The sequence below is a fragment of the Pseudomonas sp. NMI542_15 genome (genome assembly GCF_021283425.1).
GTDB classification, from domain to species: domain Bacteria; phylum Pseudomonadota; class Gammaproteobacteria; order Pseudomonadales; family Pseudomonadaceae; genus Aquipseudomonas; species Aquipseudomonas fortuita.
The window spans coordinates 84,326-101,746 of the sequence record NZ_JAJSRO010000001.1 but is presented as its reverse complement, the minus strand read 5'-3'; the positions used below and the strand labels follow the sequence as shown (position 1 = coordinate 101,746).

The 17,421-nt window shown below is 63.0% G+C and carries 12 protein-coding genes; 4 read left to right on the top strand and 8 right to left on the bottom strand.

The genetic code is table 11. The features are described from left to right. Positions 1 to 63 precede the first annotated feature (63 nt). The 8 genes from LU684_RS00425 to LU684_RS00390 form a co-directional block, all read right to left on the bottom strand. Positions 64 to 1,554, bottom strand: a complete 1,491-nt coding sequence (locus LU684_RS00425) for an efflux transporter outer membrane subunit (protein WP_232893997.1) — start codon at positions 1,552 to 1,554, stop codon at positions 64 to 66. Next, the gene (locus LU684_RS00420) at positions 1,551 to 4,658 is read right to left on the bottom strand and encodes an efflux RND transporter permease subunit (protein WP_023047930.1); all 3,108 of its coding nucleotides are present in this window, start codon (positions 4,656 to 4,658) and stop codon (positions 1,551 to 1,553) included. The genes LU684_RS00425 and LU684_RS00420 overlap by 4 nt, the downstream gene beginning before the upstream one ends. Further along, entirely contained in the window at positions 4,655 to 7,753 is a 3,099-nt protein-coding gene (locus LU684_RS00415) for an MdtB/MuxB family multidrug efflux RND transporter permease subunit (RefSeq protein WP_016487452.1), read from the bottom strand. Before LU684_RS00415 ends, LU684_RS00420 begins: the two co-directional genes overlap by 4 nt. Next, positions 7,750 to 9,060 carry an MdtA/MuxA family multidrug efflux RND transporter periplasmic adaptor subunit gene (locus tag LU684_RS00410; protein ID WP_023047931.1) on the bottom strand — a complete coding sequence of 437 codons (1,311 nt, stop codon included), beginning with the start codon at positions 9,058 to 9,060 and terminating at the stop codon, positions 7,750 to 7,752. The genes LU684_RS00415 and LU684_RS00410 overlap by 4 nt, the downstream gene beginning before the upstream one ends. Before the next feature lie 341 nt (positions 9,061 to 9,401). Beyond that, positions 9,402 to 9,902: a thiol peroxidase gene (gene tpx, locus LU684_RS00405; protein WP_232893996.1), complete on the bottom strand. Its 501-nt coding sequence runs from the start codon at positions 9,900 to 9,902 to the stop codon at positions 9,402 to 9,404. A gap of 167 nt (positions 9,903 to 10,069) precedes the next feature. Further along, positions 10,070 to 11,350 (bottom strand): serine/threonine transporter, encoded by a 1,281-nt coding sequence (locus tag LU684_RS00400; protein ID WP_016487456.1) that lies wholly within the window; start codon positions 11,348 to 11,350, stop codon positions 10,070 to 10,072. 242 nt (positions 11,351 to 11,592) lie between these two features. Further along, a complete protein-coding gene (locus LU684_RS00395; RefSeq protein ID WP_016487457.1) occupies positions 11,593 to 12,789 on the bottom strand; it encodes an amino acid aminotransferase in 1,197 nt (398 codons plus the stop codon). Between the two features lie 233 nt (positions 12,790 to 13,022). Beyond that, positions 13,023 to 14,048 carry an Ldh family oxidoreductase gene (locus LU684_RS00390; protein ID WP_016487458.1) on the bottom strand — a complete coding sequence of 342 codons (1,026 nt, stop codon included), beginning with the start codon at positions 14,046 to 14,048 and terminating at the stop codon, positions 13,023 to 13,025. Positions 14,049 to 14,191: 143 nt separating this feature from the next. On the opposite strand from LU684_RS00390, the gene LU684_RS00385 reads away from it, so the two are divergent. The 4 genes from LU684_RS00385 to LU684_RS00370 all read left to right on the top strand — a co-directional run bounded on the left by LU684_RS00385 (position 14,192) and on the right by LU684_RS00370 (position 17,411). Beyond that, positions 14,192 to 15,064 (top strand): MurR/RpiR family transcriptional regulator, encoded by an 873-nt coding sequence (locus tag LU684_RS00385; protein ID WP_016487459.1) that lies wholly within the window; start codon positions 14,192 to 14,194, stop codon positions 15,062 to 15,064. 22 nt (positions 15,065 to 15,086) lie between these two features. Beyond that, entirely contained in the window at positions 15,087 to 15,839 is a 753-nt protein-coding gene (locus LU684_RS00380) for a transporter substrate-binding domain-containing protein (protein ID WP_016487460.1), read from the top strand. 145 nt (positions 15,840 to 15,984) lie between these two features. Next, positions 15,985 to 16,704: an ABC transporter permease gene (locus LU684_RS00375; RefSeq protein WP_016487461.1), complete on the top strand. Its 720-nt coding sequence runs from the start codon at positions 15,985 to 15,987 to the stop codon at positions 16,702 to 16,704. Next, positions 16,701 to 17,411 carry an ABC transporter permease gene (locus LU684_RS00370; protein WP_016487462.1) on the top strand — a complete coding sequence of 237 codons (711 nt, stop codon included), beginning with the start codon at positions 16,701 to 16,703 and terminating at the stop codon, positions 17,409 to 17,411. The genes LU684_RS00375 and LU684_RS00370 overlap by 4 nt, the downstream gene beginning before the upstream one ends. Positions 17,412 to 17,421: the final 10 nt, after the last annotated feature.

Here is a 17,421-nt window from a genome sequence, read left to right as displayed (position 1 = left end):
CGGGGCCGCCTTGCGGCCCGATCCCGACACAAGGCCGCTCCTCCAAGGGCCTGTACGTGCCGGTCAGTCCTGCTCGGCGAACGCCTGCTCGGCATCCCAGCCGCCACCCAATGCGGCCACTAATTGCACACTGGCCACCAGGCGCCCTTGCAGCAGGTTCAACACGCTGCGCTCGTTGCTCAGTGCCGTGGTCTGCACGTTGACTACGTCCAGGTAGCCGATCAACCCGGCGCGGTACTGGTTCTCGGTCAGGCGCAGCGACTCGCGTGCGGCATCCAGCGCCTCTTGGCGCACCCCCGCTTCATCGCCGTACACCTTCAACTGCACCAGCAGGTTTTCCACTTCCTTGAAGCCGTCCAGCACCGTCTGACGATACTGCGCCACGGTCTGGTCATACACCGCCACCGTGCGGTCCACCTCGGCGCTGCGCTTGCCGGCGTCGAACAGGGTCAGCGCCAGCTGCGGGCCTACCGACCAGTACCGGTTGGGCAACTCGATCCAGTTGCTGAAACTGCTGCTGGAATAGCCACCACTCATGCTCAGGCTGAGGTCCGGGAAGTACGCCGCCCGCGACACCCCGATATTGGCGTTGGCCGCCATTACGTTGCGTTCGGCAGCAGCGATGTCCGGGCGACGCTCCAGCAGTTGCGACGGCAGCGAAACCGGAATTTGCGGCAATGCCGGAATGGCCTTGCTGTCGGCCAGAGCGAAGTCGGCCGGGGTCTTGCCCAGCAGCACAGCGATGGCGTTCTCGAACTGCGCACGCTGCCAGATCAGGTCGATCAGGTCAGCCTGGGTGCTTTTGAGCTGGGTGCGGGCCTGGGCCACGGCATCCGGCCCGGAGACACCAGCCCGGTACTGGTTTTCGGTCATTCGAAGCGAGCGCTCATAGGCTGCCACGGTGGCTTCCAGCAAGCGTTTCTGCTCATCGATAACCCGCAATTGCAGGTAGTTCTGCACCAGCTCTGATTGCTGGCTCAAGCGGATCGAGGCGAGGTCGGCAAAGCTGGCTTCGGCACTGGCCTCGTTGGCATTCATGGTTTCGCGCAGCTTGCCCCACAGGTCGATTTCCCAGCTGACACCGAGCTGGGCGTTGTAGGTATTGCGAATACCACTGCTGTTGTTGGAAAGGCTGGAACTGGAGCTGCCGGTACCTTGGGCGGAGCGGTTTTTGCTTGCGCTCAGGTCCAGGCTTGGGAACAACGCTGCACGGCTGCTGCGCACCAGCGCCTGGGCCTGGCGGTATTGCGCTTCCGATTGCGCCACGGTCTGGTTGCTGCGGTTAAGCTCTTCAACCAGCGCATTGAGCCCTGCATCGCCGTAGATTTCCCACCAGGCGCCGCGGGCGATGGCATCGGACGGCGTGGCCTGGGTCCAGCCTTCGGCGTGTTTGAACTGCGCCGCCGTGCTGATCAGCTCGGGGCGGTGGTAGTCCGGGCTCAAGGTACAGGCACTGAGCAAGGCCACGCACAGCCCGGCGCCTAGCAGGCGCGAGCCTCGCCCTTTGGTCAACGCTTGCAGCGCACGGTGAAGTGGGGTCTGGGCGAAAGTCATAGCGGGGTTTCCAGGGCGACGTCGGTGCGCACGCCGCGCCAACGGTTGAAACGGTGGCGCAGGCGGTCCAGGTACAAGTAGACCACCGGCGTCGTATAAAGGGTGAGGACCTGGCTGAAGACCAGGCCACCGATAATGGTCAGGCCCAGCGGCTGGCGCATTTCCGCGCCTTCCGCATGGCTCAGCAGCAGCGGCAAGGCGCCAAGGATGGCTGCAAGGGTGGTCATCAGAATCGGTCGCAGGCGCAGCAGGCAGGCCCGACGGATCGACTCTTCCGGCGACAGACCTTGGTGACGCTCCAGCTGCAAGGCCAGATCGATCATCAAGATGGCGTTCTTCTTCACCACACCGATCAGCAGGAACAGCCCCAGCAGCGAGATCAGGCTGAATTCGCCACCGGTGACATACAGCGTCAGCAAGGCACCGACCCCTGCCGAAGGCAGTGTCGACAGAATGGTCAGCGGGTGGATGTAGCTTTCATAAAGAATGCCCAGCACCAGGTACACCAGCAGCAGTGCGCCAAGGATCATGAAGGGCTGGCCCTGCTGGGTCTTGGCAAAGGCATCGGCCGTACCACCAAGCTTGGCGATCACCTCTTCGGGCAGGCCGAGCTTGGCCACTGCACGCTCCACCGCCGCCATGGCCTGGTCGGGGCTGTAGCCCTCGGCGACGTCGAAGGCGATGTCTTCCGAGGCGAACTGGCCTTCGTGGCTGACCCGGTCATTGGCCAGGCTGTTCTCGTAACGGGCGATGGTCGACAGCGGCACGCGGGCGCCGTCCGCAGTAATCACCTGCACTTGCTCAAGGGTGCTCGGGTCCCAGGCGTATTTCGGGTTGATTTCCAGCACCACCTGGTACTGGTTGAGGCTGTCGTAGATGGTGGAAATCTGCCGCTGGCTGTAGGCGTTGTTCAGTACCGTGGTCACCATGTCCATGTCGATGCCCAGGCGCTTGGCCTGGTCACGGTCGACCACCAGCGTCACCTGCTGGGTACCGGAGCCGTCACGCGCGTCGATGGCGGTCAGCTCCGGCAGTGCACGCAGCGCCGCAACCACCTTGGGGAACCACTGGCGCAAAGCCGCCAGGTCGCCGCTTTGCAGGGTATACAGGTACTGTGACGAGGTCTGGTCACGCCCGCCGCCACCCAGCTGCAGGTCCTGGTCGGCCATCAGGAACAGCCGACCACCGGGCACTTTGGGCATTTCCTTGCGCAGCCGCTCGATCACCTTCTGCGCATCGATCTTGCGCTCGCTGATCGGCTTGAGGCGCACCAACACCATGGCATTGTTGGTACCGCTGTTGCCACCGATGAAACCGGCCACACTCTGCACTGCCGGGTCAGCCAGCAAGGCGCGGCGGTAGATTTCCATCTTCGGCTGCATCACGGTGAACGACAGGCCGTCGTCACCGCGGATAAAGCCCATCAGCTGGCCGGTGTCCTGCTGTGGCATCAGGGTCTTGGGTATTACCACGTACAGGGCGATGTTGATACCAATGGTCGCCAGCAGGCTGAGCAGGGTCAGGCGCTTGTGGCGCAAGACCCAACCCAGGCTCCGGTCGTAGGCGTTGACCATGCGCTGGTGGACGTTGTCGCTCCAGCGCTGCAGGCGGGTCTGCTCGGCCTGGTGTGGTTTGAGCCAGCGGGCGCACAGCATTGGCGTGAGGGTCAGCGATACCACCAGCGACACGATGATCGCCGCCGCCAGTGTGATCGAGAACTCCTGGAACAGGTTGCGCACGATGCCGCCCATGAACAGGATGGAGACGAACACCGCCACCAGCGACACGTTCATCGACAGCAAGGTGAAGCCCACTTCCTTGGCCCCCAGGAAGGCCGCCTTCATCGGCGGCTGGCCGTCCTCGATGTGCCGCGAGATGTTCTCCAGCACCACGATGGCGTCGTCCACCACCAGGCCAGTGGCGAGGATCAACGCCATCAGCGACAGGTTGTTGAGCGAGAACCCGCACAGGTACATGACCGCGAAAGTGCCCACCAGCGATACGGGCACTGCCAGGCTGGGTATCAGTGAGGCGCGCAAGCTGCCGAGGAACAGGTACACCACCAGGATCACCAGCACCACAGCGATCAGCAGGGTGTGTTCGGCTTCCTTCAGGGTGGCCTTGATCACCGGCGAGCGGTCCATCGCCACGTTCAGTTGCACACTGGCCGGCAGCAACGACTGCAGGGCGGGCAACTGCGCCTTGATCTGGTCGACCGTCTCGATGATGTTGGCGCCGCTCTGGCGGTTGACCACCAGCAACACCGCACTCTGGTCATTGAAGAAACCGCTGTTGTAGCGGTTCTCCACGCCATCGGTAATGCTCGCCACGTCGGACAGGCGCAGGATGGTGCCGTTCTGCTGGCGGATCACCACCGGCTCGTAATCCTTGGCGCTTTCCAGCTGGTCGTTGGCCCTCACCTGCCAGTTGCGCTCGGCATCCTCGACAAAGCCCATGGGCCGACGCTGGTTGGCGTTGGCCACGGCCGTGCGCACATCGTCCAGCGACACACCGTACTGGTTGAGCAATTGCGGCTCGACGGCAATGCGCACCGCCGGCAGCGAACTGCCGCCGATCTGCACCTCCCCTACCCCCGATACCTGGGCCAGGCTCTGCGACAGGATGGTGTCGGCCAGGTCGTACAGCTGGCCTTTCTGCAGCACGTCCGACGTCAGCGACAGCACCATGATCGGTGCTTGCGACGGGTTGATCTTCTTGTAGGTGGGCATGCTGCGCATGCCGCTGGGCAACAGGTTGCGGGTGGCGTTGATCGCTGCCTGCACCTCGCGCGCCGCGCCGTCGATGTCGCGGCCCATCTCGAAACCGATGATGACCCGCGTGGAGCCCTGGTTGGAGCTGCTGGTCAAGGTGGTCACGCCGGCGATGCTGCCCAGCTTGCGCTCCAGTGGCGTGGCCACGGTGGAGGCCATGACCTCCGGGCTGGCGCCGGACAAATTGGCCGACACCACGATTACCGGGAAGTCCATCTGCGGCAGCGGTGACACAGGCAACAGGCCGAAGCTGACCCCGCCCAGCAGCATGATCGCCAGGCTCAGCAGCATGGTCGCTACCGGGCGACGGATGAAAGGACCGGACAGGTTCATGCCTCGGCCTGCTTCACGTCTGTGCCCGGGCGCCAGCGGCGGGCCAGGCGGTCGAAATACAGGTAGATGACCGGGGTGGTGAACAGCGTCAGCACCTGGCTGACCAGCAACCCGCCGACCATGACCAGGCCCAGCGGCTGGCGCAGCTCGGCGCCGGAACCGGTGGCGAGCATCAGCGGCACCGCACCGAACAGCGCGGCCAGGGTGGTCATCAGGATCGGCCGGAAGCGCAGCAGCGCCGCCTGGTAAATCGCATCGCGCGGGCTCATGCCCTGGTGGCGCTCGGCCTCAAGGGCAAAGTCGATCATCATGATCGCGTTCTTCTTGACGATGCCGATGAGCAGAATGATGCCGATGATGGCGATCATGCCCAGGTCGTTGCCGCTGATGAGCAAGGCCAGCAAGGCCCCCACCGCCGCCGACGGCAGGGTCGAGAGGATGGTCACCGGGTGGATGTAGCTTTCGTACAGCACGCCCAGCACGATGTACATGGTCACCACCGCCGCCAGAATCAGCAGCAAGGTGCTTGACAGCGACGCCTGGAAGGCCTCCGCAGCCCCCTGGAAGCGGGTTTGCACCCCCAGCGGCATGCCGATGTCCTTCTGCACCTGCTCGATCACCTGCACGGCTTCACCTAGCGAGGCGCCATGGGCCAGGTTGAACGACAGGGTCACTGCAGGGAACTGGCCAATGTGGGAAATGGCCAGCTGGGCCTGACGCTGCTCGATGCGCGCCAGCGCCGACAGCCGCACCTGGCCGCCATCGGTGGCCTTGACGTGGATCGACTCTAGCGCCTGCGGGCCGATCACTGAAGCGTCCTTCGACTGCAGCACCACGCGGTACTGGCTGGCTTGGGTGTAGATGGTAGAAATCTGCCGCTGGCCGAAGGCGTCGTACAGGGCATTGGTGATCTGCGACACGCTGATGCCCAAGCGGCTGGCCATATCGCGGTCAATCACCAGGTACACCTGCAGGCCCTTGTCCTGGAGGTCACTGGCGACGTCGGCCAGCTCCGCGCGTTGCTGCAGCGCCTGCACCAGCTTGCCGCTCCATTGCGCCAGCAGGTCGGCGTCCGGCGATGACAGGCTGAACTGGTACTGGGTTCGGCTGACCCGGTCCTCGATGCTCAGGTCCTGCACCGGCTGCATGAACAGGCGGATGCCCACCAGCCGGTCAAGTTGCGGCTGCAGGCGGCTGATCACTTCGCTGGCGGTGGCGTCGCGCTCGCCGTGAGGCTTGAGGTTGATCAGCAGGCGGCCGCTGTTGAGGGTGGCGTTGTCGCCATCGACGCCGATGTAGGACGACAGGCTTTGCACGGCAGGGTCCTGCAGGATCACCTTGCTCAGGGCCTGCTGACGCTCGCTCATGGCGGCGAACGAGGTAGACTGCGGTGCTTCGGAGATACCCTGGATCACGCCGGTGTCCTGCACCGGGAAGAAGCCCTTCGGCACTACCATGTACAGGAACACGGTCAGCACCAGGCTGGCCACCGCCACCAACAAGGTCAGCGGCTGGTGCTTGAGTACCCACTGCAGGGCGTTGCCGTAGTGTTTGATCAGCCAGTCGATCCAGGCGCCGCTGGCGCGGTAGAAGCGGCCTTGTTCCTCTTCCTTGGGCTCACGCTTGAGCAAGCGCGCGCACATCATGGGCGTCAGGGTCAGCGACACCACCAGGGAAATCAGGATGGCCACTGCCAGGGTGATGGCGAACTCGCGGAACAGGCGGCCGACCACGTCAGCCATGAACAGCAGCGGGATCAGTACCGCAATCAGTGAGAAGGTGAGCGAGATCAGGGTAAAGCCGATCTGCCGGGCGCCCTTGAGCGCCGCCTGCATGGGCGTCTCGCCCTCCTCGATGTGCCGGGAGATGTTCTCCAGCATGACAATGGCGTCGTCGACCACAAAGCCGGTGGCAATGGTCAGGGCCATCAGCGTCAGGTTGTTCACCGAGAAACCGGCCAGGTACATCACGCCGAAGGTGCCGATCAGTGACAGTGGCACGGCAATCGACGGAATAAGGGTAGCGCTGAAACGGCGCAGGAAGACGAAGGTAACCATCACCACCAGGACAATGGCAATCAGCAGTTCATGCTGTACGTCCTTGACCGCGGCGCGGATGGTCTGGGTGCGGTCAGTCAGCACCGACACATCAAGGCCGGCCGGCAGGTTGTCGGTGATCGACGGCAACAGTTCCTTGATACGGTCGACCACTTCAATGACGTTGGCGCCAGGCTGGCGCTGGATGTTCAGCAGCACCGCATGGTTTTCGTTGGCCCAGGCGGCCAGCCGCTCGTTTTCGGCGCCATCGACAATTTCCGCCACATCCTTCAGACGCAGTGGGGCACCGTTGTTGTAAGCCAGGATCAGGTTGGCGTATTCCTCGGGGGAACGCAGCTGGTCATTGGCATCGAGCATCGACACCCGGGTGGGGCCATCGAAATTGCCCTTGGGCTGGTTCACGTTCGAGGCGCCGATCAGCGTGCGCACGTCATCCAGGTTCAGGCCGTTGGCCGCCAGGGCGTCGACGTTGACCTTGATGCGTACCGCCTGACGCTGGCCGCCGGCAATGCTGACCATGCCTACGCCGCTGATCTGTGCAAGCTTTTGTGCCACGCGCGTATCGACCAGGTCATTGAGTTTGGGCAGCGGCATGGTCTTGGACGAAATGGCCAAGGTCAGCACCGGGGTGTCAGCCGGGTTGACCTTGTTGTACACCGGCGGCGCAGGCAGGTCGCTGGGCAGCAGATTGCTGGCAGCGTTGATCGCAGCCTGCACCTGTTGCTCGGCAACGTCCATGTTCATGTCGAGGTTGAAGCGCAGGGTAAGCACCGATGCACCACCGGAACTGGTCGAAGCCATTTGCTCCAGGCCGGGCATCTGGCCGAACTGGCGCTCCAGGGGTGCGGTGACGGCGCTGGTCATGACCTGCGGACTGGCGCCGGGGTACAGGGTCATGACGCGGATGGTCGGGTAATCCACCTGCGGCAAAGCGGAGACCGGCAGCAGCTTGTAGGCGATCAGGCCGGCCAGGACAATGGCCAGCATGCTCAGCGTGGTGGCGACCGGCCGCAGGATGAACAGACGCGAGAGGTTCATGCGCCCGCCTTGCCTGCTGCTTTGCCTGGCTGAGCTTCACCGGTGTGCGCCGCGCCCTTGGTGTCCTGCCCTTGGAGATGCTGGCCCGGGGTGGTCGGCACTTGCGAGCTGTCTTCGACCACTTCCACTTTGGTGCCTTCACGCAGGCGGTCGGTGCCTTCCAGCACCAGACGGTCGCCGGCCTTCAGGCCTTCGAGGATGACGCTGTTCTCTCCATCGCTGGCGCCGACCTTGAGCTTGCGAACATTCACAGTGTTTTCGGCGTTGACCACATAGGCAAACGTGCCGTCATTGCCAAACTGGATGGCCGCTGCCGGGGCCAACACCACCTGCTTGAGGGTATCGGCCAGCAGGCGCACGTTGACGAACTGATTGGGGAACAGGGCCAGGTCCTTGTTCTCGAAGCGCCCCTTGAACTTGAGGGTACCGGTGGTGGTGTCGATCTGGTTGTCGATACTGCCCAGCACGCCGGTGGACTGCAACTTGCTGTCACTGCGGTCCCAGGCCTCGACCGGCAGGCTGGCGCCGCTGCGGTAGCGTTCCAGCACGGTGCTCAGCTCGGTCTCCGGCAGGGTGAAGGCGACATTGATCGGCTCGGTCTGGGTAATCACCACCAATGCAGTGGTGTCGTTGGCCGCAACCAGATTGCCCAGGTCGAGCTGGCGCAGGCCCACGCGGCCGTTGATCGGGGCACGGATCTGGGTGAAGTCGAGGTTCAGGCGAGCGTCGTTGACCTGTGCCTGGTTGGTCTTGACCAGCCCCTGGAACTGCGCCACCTGCGCTTCGGCGGTGTCGAGGGTTTGCTTGGCAATACTGTCTTCGGCGTACAGGCCTTTGTAGCGGGCTACATCCACCTGGGCGTTTTTCAGCTGCGCCTGGTTTTGCGCCAGCGTACCTTCGGCCTGCTGCAGGGCGATGCGGTACGAGCGCGGGTCGATTTCGGCGAGCAGGTCGCCGGCCTTGACCTGCTGGCCTTCCTTGAAGTGGATCTTCACCAGTTCGCCAGCCACGCGGCTGCGCACATTCACCGTATTGGTGGCGGTGACGGTGCCCAGGGCTTTGTAATACAGGGGGAAGTCGCCTACGCGTACCGGTTCGACGCGTACCGGCACCGCTTCGCTGGAGCCGCCGAACCCTGGGCGGCCACCCATCATGCCCATGCCCTTGCCACCGCGCCCGCCGCCGCCGGCTTCTTTATGCGCAGGCGTTGCTGCAGGCCACAGCCACCAGGCCAGTGCAGCCACCAGCAGCAGGATCAGCAGGCCGACGAGCCAGCGACGGGGGGAACGGGAATTGGACACTTGCATGGGTTGAACGAACCTTGTTCGGAATGGCGGCTTGGGGAGGATGAACGATAAGCAATGGTATCGTTTTAGCAAAGGGCCTTTACCAGAGGTTTACCTTTGGCTGACGTTGCCAAGACGCTGAACTTTAAATGAAAACGGCCCGGAAAGCGTTCCGAGCCGTTACAGGGTGTTGCTTGGAGGAGTGGCGGGCTGAAAGGTTTCGGTTGCCTGGGCTGGCCCTTTCGCGGGTGAACCCGCTCCCACAGGTACCGCACAGATTTCAAAAGCTGTGCTTTACCTGTGGGAGCGGGTTCACCCGCGAAGAGGCCACCACAGGACTCAGCCGCCCTGCCCCGCAACCCTTACTTCAGTACTGCCAGCGCTGCATCGTAGTTCGGCTCGTCAGCAATTTCGCCAACCAGTTCACTGTGCAGCACGTTGTCGTTTTCATCCAGCACCACCACGGCGCGGGCAGCCAGGCCGGCCAGCGGGCCGTCGGCAATGGCGACGCCGTAGTTCTCGAGGAACTCGCGGCCACGCAGGGTCGACAGGTTCTTAACATTTCCCAGGCCTTCGGCACCGCAGAAACGCGCCTGGGCGAACGGCAGGTCGGCGGAGATGCACAGCACCACGGTGTTGGCCACATCATTGGCCTGAGCGTTGAACTTGCGCACGGAGGTGGCGCAGGTTGGGGTGTCGACGCTCGGGAAGATGTTCAGCACTTTGCGCTTGCCGGCGTAGTCCTTCAGCGACTTGTCAGCCAGGCCTTCACCGACCAGGGAGAATGCCGGAGCCTGGGCGCCGATTTTCGGCAGTTCGCCGTTGACTTGAACCGGGCCGCCTTTGAGAGTCACTTGAGCCATGACGAAATCCTTATGCTGGGTTTGAAAAGGACAGTGAGTTAAGCATGAAGGCGGCCGGGTGCCTATGGGGGCAGATGAAATTGTTCTATTGCCGGACAATTTTTGTGGACAAAAAAATGCCCAGGTTGCGACAAGCGACCTGGGCATTCTTCATCTAAAGCAGCGAATCAGCCCAGCAGGCCGTATACCACCGAGGTCAGCGCAACCAGGCCGACCACTACAACGAACACGTTGGAGGCTGCACCGCTGTATTTGCGCATCGACGGTACACGGCGGATGGCGTACATCGGCATCAGGAACAGCAGGACCGCGAGGATCGGGCCGCCGAGCGATTCGATCATGCCGAGGATGCTCGGGTTGAGGGTGGCAACGATCCAGCACACCACCAGCATCAACGCGGCCACTACGCGGTCCAGTGCCTTGGCGCCCGGCCGCGCGCCGGTCTTGGTGATAATGCCCTTCAGGCCCTCGCTGGCACCGATGTAATGGCCCAGGAACGACTTGGCGATGGCCACGAAGGCGATCAGCGGCGCAGCGAACGCGATGGTCGGGTTGCTGAAGTGGTTGGCCAGGTACGACAGAATCGACAGGTTCTGTGCCTTGGCTTCGGCCAGCTGGGCGCTGCTCAGGGTGAGCACGCAACTGAACACGAAGAACAGCACCATCACCACCATCAGCAGGTGGGCACGGCGCAGGATCTGGCCGCTACGCTCGTCGGCATGCTCGCCGTAGCGGCGCTTCTGGTCGACCGCGAAGGCCGAAATGATCGGCGAGTGGTTGAACGAGAACACCATTACCGGAATGGCCAGCCACAGGGTGTGCAGGAAGGCCGAGGCCGGCGGCACCTGGGTGGCGCTGTCGAGGATGCCACCGGTCCAGTGCGGCACCAGGTACAGGCCCAGCAGCGCCAGGGCGACGATGAACGGGTACACCAGCAGGCTCATGACCTTGACCGTGGCCTGCTCGCCACAGCGCACGATGGCCAACAGGCCGAGGATCAGCACAAACGACAGGATGGCCCGCGGTGGCGGCGCCATGTGCAGCTGGTGCTCCATGAAGCTGGACACGGTGTTGGTCAGCGCCACGCTGTAGATAAGCAGGATGGGGAAGATCGCGAAGAAGTACAGCACGGTGATCGCGGCACCGGCGTTGCTGCCGAAGTGCTCTTTGACCACTTCGGTGATGTCGCCACCATTGCGCCCGGAGAGCACGAAGCGGGTCAACCCGCGGTGGGCGAAGTAGGTCATTGGGAAGGCCAGTACAGCCAGGATCAGCAGCGGCCAGAAACCGCCAAGGCCGGCGTTGATCGGCAGGAACAGGGTTCCGGCGCCAATGGCTGTGCCGAACAGGCCCAGCATCCAGGTGGTGTCGTGACGCGCCCAGCTGCCGAGGGTGGCGGGGGTCGATTCTACAAAGCGTTGTTCAACGCTTGGGGCCTGCTCATTCATTCCGGGTGAAGCTCCACTCGCAAGACTGTAACAGGCTGAGAATGGCGAAACAGTGCCTTCGCCCAACTCAACCGGAAAAGAGGGGCGCGATTGTGCACCGAAAGGTTGCACTTGCGAAGCCCTTTTCCGAGGGGCGGTTGCACTTGTCTTTACAAGCAGGCTACACCGGTGGGTAAAGAAGATAATTGAGGGAGCGGCAAGGCCGCTCCCACAGGCAGGGCCGCGCAGGGCCCCTTGAGCGATTACTTCTGAACAGCAGCGAACGCTTCGGCAACCCGTTGCAGGTTGGCCGGGCGCAAGCCGGACATGCACACACGGCCGCTGTCGATCAGGTACACGCCGAACTCGTCACGCAGGCGACGCACTTGCTCGACGCTGAAGCCGGTGTAGCTGAACATGCCACGCTGGCGCAGGAAGAACTGGAAGTCCTGGCCTGGCAGCAACACGGCCAAGGCATCGACCAGCGCCTGACGCATGTCGAGGATACGCTTGCGCATCACTTCGACTTCATCGGCCCACTGGGCATTGAGCGCTGCATCGCTCAATACGCCTGCCACCAGCTGGGCGCCAAAATTGGGCGGGCTGGAGTAGTTGCGGCGCACGGTTGCCTTGAGCTGCCCAAGCACGCTTTGGGCCGTGGCGTCGTCGTCGCAGACCACCGACAGGCCACCTACCCGCTCGCCGTACAGCGAGAAGATTTTCGAGAACGAGTTGCTGACCAGGCACGGCACGCCGGCGCGGGCCATTTCGCGGATGGCGTAGGCGTCTTCCACCAGGCCTTCGGCAAAGCCCTGGTAGGCAATGTCGAGAAACGGGATCAGCTGGCGTGCCTTGACCACTTCGACCACGTGTTGCCACTGGTTTTGCGTAAGGTCGGCACCGGTGGGGTTGTGGCAGCAAGGGTGCAGCAATACCACGCTGTTGGCCGGCAGGGTCTGCAGGGTGGCCAGCATGCCGTCGAAGTCCACGCCACGGGAGGCCTGGTCGAAGTACGGGTAGGTGTGCACCTTGAAGCCGGCGCCTTCGAAGATGGCGCGGTGGTTGTCCCAGGTCGGGTTGCTGACCCAGACTTCGGACTGCGGGAAGTAGCGCTTGAGGAAGTCGGCACCGACTTTCAGGGCGCCGGAGCCACCCACAGTCTGTACGGTGGCCACGCGACCGCCGGTCACGGCCGGGTGATCGGCACCGAACAACAGCGCCTGAATAGCCTGGCGGTAGCTGGCCAGGCCTTCCATTGGCAAGTAAAGGGACGCTTCATGGTCCTGGCCAGCAATGCGTTTTTCCACCGCATCCACAGCCGCCAGTTGCGGCACCACGCCGGCCTCATCGTAGTACAGGCCGATACTCAGGTTGACCTTGTCGGCGCGCGGGTCGGCCTTGAAGGTTTCCATCAGCGAGAGGATCGGGTCGCCGGCATAGGCATCGACATGTTTGAACACAGCGTGCAGCTCCTTGAATCAGGACAGTTCGAAAAGGCAGACCTGAGCATACCCGGAGTGTGTGCTCAGGAACATCCACTATTGTGCAAGGTTGTCTATGCAACATTGCATGGCAGGAGATTGGCGCTGACAGTGATGCCCTCATCGCCGGCAGGCCAGCTCCCACCGGTACACCACAGGCCTTGAGCTGGGTGATGTACCGGTGGGCGCTGGCTTGCCGGCGATAGGCCGGGTCAGGCAAGCAGCGCCTTCAGGCCCTGCAACTCCTGCTCGGTTACCGCCACCCCCTCCTCCTCGGCCACCTCGCGCTCACGATAGCGCCGCTCACCCGGCATGCGCGTCAGGCCCACCGCCTGCATCTGCTCCACCAGTTCGCGACTGCGCTGGGCAAAGCGCTCGCCCTCGCTCTTGCTAGGGTCGATGACGATGATCAGTTGCCCGGTCCAGGGTGTTTTCGCCCCCGGGTGCTCCGACCAGTCGAATTCCCAGGAGAAATTCCCCCCGGTCAGCGCCGCCGCCAGCAACTCGACCATCATCGACAGCGCCGAGCCCTTGTGCCCGCCAAACGGCAGCAACGCGCCGCCCTCCAGAATCGCCTTGGGCTCGGTGGTCGGTTCGCCATTGGCATCCACCCCCATGCCTTCGGGCAGTTGCTGGCCGGCACGCGCGGCAATCTGCACGTCGCCGTGGGCCATGGCGCTGGTGGCCATGTCGAAGACGATAGGGTCGTGTTCGGCACAAGGCGCTGCAAAAGCGATGGGGTTGGTACCAAACAGTGGCTTGCGCGCGCCATGCGGCACTACGCAGGTCATGCTGTTGACCACGCTCAGGGCCACCAGGCCCTCTTCGGCGAACGGTTCTACATCCGGCCACAACGCGGCAAAGTGGTGCGAATTGTGGATCGCCAGCACCGCAATGCCAGCGTTGCGCGCCTTGGCCACCAGTAGCTCACGGGCTGCCGCCAGTGCCGGCTGGGCAAAACCGCCAGCAGCATCGACACGCACGTAGCCGGCGGCCACGTCGCTGACCTTTGGGGTGGCATTGCCATCGACCCAACCACTGGTCAGGGTCGAAACATAGCCGGGGATGCGGAACACCCCATGGCTATGGGCGCCATCACGCTGGGCGCTGGCGCAGTTGTGGGCCAGCACCCGGGCCACGGCCTCGCTGCACCCATGGCGCTGGAAGATGGCCTGCAACAGGCTCTGGAGCTCGGTAAAAGGCACGCGCACGACGGTGCTGGTGGAAGGTGCGGACATCTGAAGCTCCTTGTTGGTATTGGAATGGCTACAGCGTTGCAACGACAAAAACTTTCCTGCATGTGACAGCAATCTGTCAAATGTTGACTTGATGACAGAAAACATTCATTTTCTTCCCAAGCCTTACCCCCTGGAGCCGCAGCATGAGCCAACCGATCAAGCAACGCCTGGAAAACAGCCTCGAAGGGGCCGCTGCCTCGGGTCGCAAGATCGCCACCTACATGCTTGCCAACCTGCACGAACTGCCTTTCCAGACCTCGGCCAGCATCGCCGCCAAGCTGCAGGTAAGCGAATCCAGTGTCGGGCGCTTCTGCCGCTCACTGGGTTATGCCCACCTCAAGGCACTTAAGCAAGACCTGCAGAACGACCTGGGCGATGGCCCATGGCTGGTGGGCGACCGATTGCAGGATTACCGCCAGAACCAGGACGCTGGTGACAACGCCGGCAGCCTGGAGCTGGAAATCGCGGCCTTGATGCGCGTCCACGAGTACCGCCAGAGCCCGACCTGGCACAGCGTAGCGCAACGCCTGGCGAGCAAGCCGCGGGTGTTCATCGCCGGCTTCCAGACCGAGCGCGGCATCGCCATGTGCATGAGCCACCTGCTGCAGTACCTGCGCGATGGGGTGCAACTGGTCGATCTCAGTGCCGGGCACTTCGGTGACGTGCTGCTGGGCCGCGCCGAAGACAGCGCTTTGGTGGTGTTCGAGGCGCGCCGTTACTCCCGTCACGCCCTGCTGCTGTGCCAAAAGGCACGTGAGGCAGGCATTACGGTCACCCTGGTGACCGACACCTTCTGCGACTGGGCTGATGCCAACGCCGACGAGGTGTTCCGCATCCCCACCGAGTTCAATCTGTTCTGGGAATCCACCTCGACGATGTTGTCGTGGGTGCACCTGATGGTCAACGAGGTCTGCAAGAAGCTCGGGCCTGATGTTGAAAAACGCTTGGAAGCGACTGCCGCTCTACATAACGAGTTCGTCGGCTACACCTCGTGGCCGACGGGAAAACAACAATAGCAAGAGTGCAATGAGGTGCGAGATGAACAAGACCATGGCCTTGGTGGGAGCGTGTGCCCTGCTGCTGACGGGCGCCGCCAGTGCCGAAACCCTGCGCTTCGCCACCGAGGGTGCCTACCCGCCCTTCAACTATGTAGACGCCGATAACAAGCTGCATGGCTTCGATATCGACATCACCCATGCCCTGTGCGAACAGATGAAAGTCGAGTGCACGCTGGTGGCCCAGGACTGGGAAGGCATCATCCCTGCCCTGATGGCGCGCAAGTACGACGCCATCGTCGCATCGATGATCAACACCGAAGAGCGGCGCAAGAAAATTGCTTTCACCGACCACTACTACCGCACCCCGCTGACCGTGGCGGTAGCCAAGGACAGCAAGATCGACAGCGCACAGACCGACTTTGTCGGCTACACCGTCGGGGCTCAGTCGTCGTCCACCCAGGCTATCTACGCCGAAGACGTGTATGGCAAGGCCGGGGCCGATGTGAAGCTGTACCCGACCATGGACGAAGCCAACGCCGACCTGGCCGCCGGGCGCCTGGACGGGGTGATTGCCGATAAATTCCCGCTGCACGAGTGGATGAACAAGAACGGCGGGGACTGCTGCAAGATCCTCGGCGACGTGGCCGATACCAAGGCCGACGCCGCCATTGCCGTGCGCAAGGATGACGAAGCCCTGCGCCAGCGCCTGAACACCGCGCTGCAACAGATCGTGGCCAACGGCACATACCAGAAGATCGCCAGCAAGTACTTTGCTTTCGATATCTACAACTGATCCTAGAGCCCGTCTCGCCTGATCCGGCCCTATCGCCGGCAAGCCAGCTCCCACAGGACCGCACAAGGCCTGACAGATGTGCAGTCTCTTGTGAAAGCTGGCTTGGCGGCGATGAGGCCGGTGAGGTCAACACAAGGTGTTCGTCATGCTCGATCAATTGTCGTTGCTGTCCTTCGCCAGCGGAGGCTGGGGCCAGGCGTTGCTGGCCGGCGCCCTGGTGACTGTTTCTCTGGCACTGGCCTGCCTGCCCATCGGTCTGCCGCTGGGCCTGCTGGTAGCGCTGGCGGCGCGTTCGCGCAAGCGCCTGCCACGGGCCTGGGCCACCACCTTCTCTACGGTGTTCCGCGGCCTGCCCGAACTGCTGACACTGCTGATCATCTATTACGGCTGCCAGATCGCCGCGCAGAAAATCCTCGCGGCCATGGGCTATCAGGGTGAATTCCTGATCAACACCTTCCTCGCCGCGATGATCGCCTTCAGCCTGGTGTTCGCCGCGTTTTCCAGCGAGATCTGGCTGGCCGCCTTCAAGACCCTGCCCAAGGGCCAGCTGGAGGCCTGCTCGGCATTGGGCCTGAGCAAGCGCACCGCTTTTTTCAAGGTGTTGCTGCCACAACTGACCCGCATCGCCCTGCCCGGCCTGTCGAACAACTGGCTGTCGCTGCTCAAGGACACCTCGCTGGTGTCGACCATCTCACTGGTCGACCTGATGCGTCAGACCAACCTGGCCGTCAGCGTGACCAAGGAGCCAATGTTCTTCTATGGCGTCGCCTGCCTGGGTTACCTGCTGTTCGCAGCGCTTTCCGGGCGCGTCTTCGCTTTCATCGAACGGCGCAGTAACCGCCACCTGCAAGGAGCACGGGCATGAGCTTCGAACAACTGTTGGCACTGGTGCTCGACCCCGACCTGCTGGAACGCTACGGGCCACGCTTTCTTGATGGCCTGCTGGTCACCGCCAAACTGGTAGCCATTTCCTTCAGCCTGGGCGCCGTCCTCGGGCTGTTACTGGCCCTGGCACGCATGTCGCGCAGCCTGCTGCTGCAACGCATGGCCGCCGGCTATGTGTACTTCTTCCGCGGCTCGCCGCTGCTGGCCCAGCTGTTTCTGCTGTATTACGGCCTGGGTTCGCTCAAGGGCTTCTGGCAGGACGTCGGCCTGTGGTGGTTTTTCCGCGAGGCGTGGTTCTGCACCTTGCTGGCCTTCACCCTGAACACCGCCGCCTACCAGGCGGAGATCTTCCGCGGCAGCCTGATGGCCGTCGCGCCGGGGCAGCATGAAGCGGCGCGGGCGCTGAACCTGAAGCGTTCTACCACCTTTTTCAAGGTGATTCTGCCGCAGTCGTTGCTGGTGGCCATCGGCCCGCTGGGCAACGAACTGATCCTGATGATCAAGGCCAGCGCGATTGCCTCGCTGGTGACCATCTACGACCTGATGGGCGTGACCAAACTGGCCTTCTCGCGCAGTTTCGACTTCCAGATCTACCTATGGGCCGCCGTGCTCTACCTGGTGATCGTCGAACTGGTGCGGCGCCTGCTGAAACACCTGGAAGGCCGACTGGGCCGCCACCTGAACTGACCGAAGGATA

Excerpts from the sequence above, each read along its gene's own strand:
- LU684_RS00375 (WP_016487461.1), top strand. The coding sequence starts at position 15,985 with ATGCTCGATCAATTGTCGTTGCTGTCCTTCGCCAGCGGAGGCTGGGGC.
- LU684_RS00370 (WP_016487462.1), top strand. The coding sequence starts at position 16,701 with ATGAGCTTCGAACAACTGTTGGCACTGGTGCTCGACCCCGACCTGCTG.
- tpx (WP_232893996.1), bottom strand. The coding sequence starts at position 9,902 with ATGGCTCAAGTGACTCTCAAAGGCGGCCCGGTTCAAGTCAACGGCGAA.
- LU684_RS00390 (WP_016487458.1), bottom strand. The coding sequence starts at position 14,048 with ATGTCCGCACCTTCCACCAGCACCGTCGTGCGCGTGCCTTTTACCGAG.
- LU684_RS00385 (WP_016487459.1), top strand. The coding sequence starts at position 14,192 with ATGAGCCAACCGATCAAGCAACGCCTGGAAAACAGCCTCGAAGGGGCC.
- LU684_RS00425 (WP_232893997.1), bottom strand. The coding sequence starts at position 1,554 with ATGACTTTCGCCCAGACCCCACTTCACCGTGCGCTGCAAGCGTTGACC.
- LU684_RS00415 (WP_016487452.1), bottom strand. The coding sequence starts at position 7,753 with ATGAACCTCTCGCGTCTGTTCATCCTGCGGCCGGTCGCCACCACGCTG.
- LU684_RS00380 (WP_016487460.1), top strand. The coding sequence starts at position 15,087 with ATGAACAAGACCATGGCCTTGGTGGGAGCGTGTGCCCTGCTGCTGACG.
- LU684_RS00410 (WP_023047931.1), bottom strand. The coding sequence starts at position 9,060 with ATGCAAGTGTCCAATTCCCGTTCCCCCCGTCGCTGGCTCGTCGGCCTG.
- LU684_RS00400 (WP_016487456.1), bottom strand. The coding sequence starts at position 11,350 with ATGAATGAGCAGGCCCCAAGCGTTGAACAACGCTTTGTAGAATCGACC.
- LU684_RS00420 (WP_023047930.1), bottom strand. The coding sequence starts at position 4,658 with ATGAACCTGTCCGGTCCTTTCATCCGTCGCCCGGTAGCGACCATGCTG.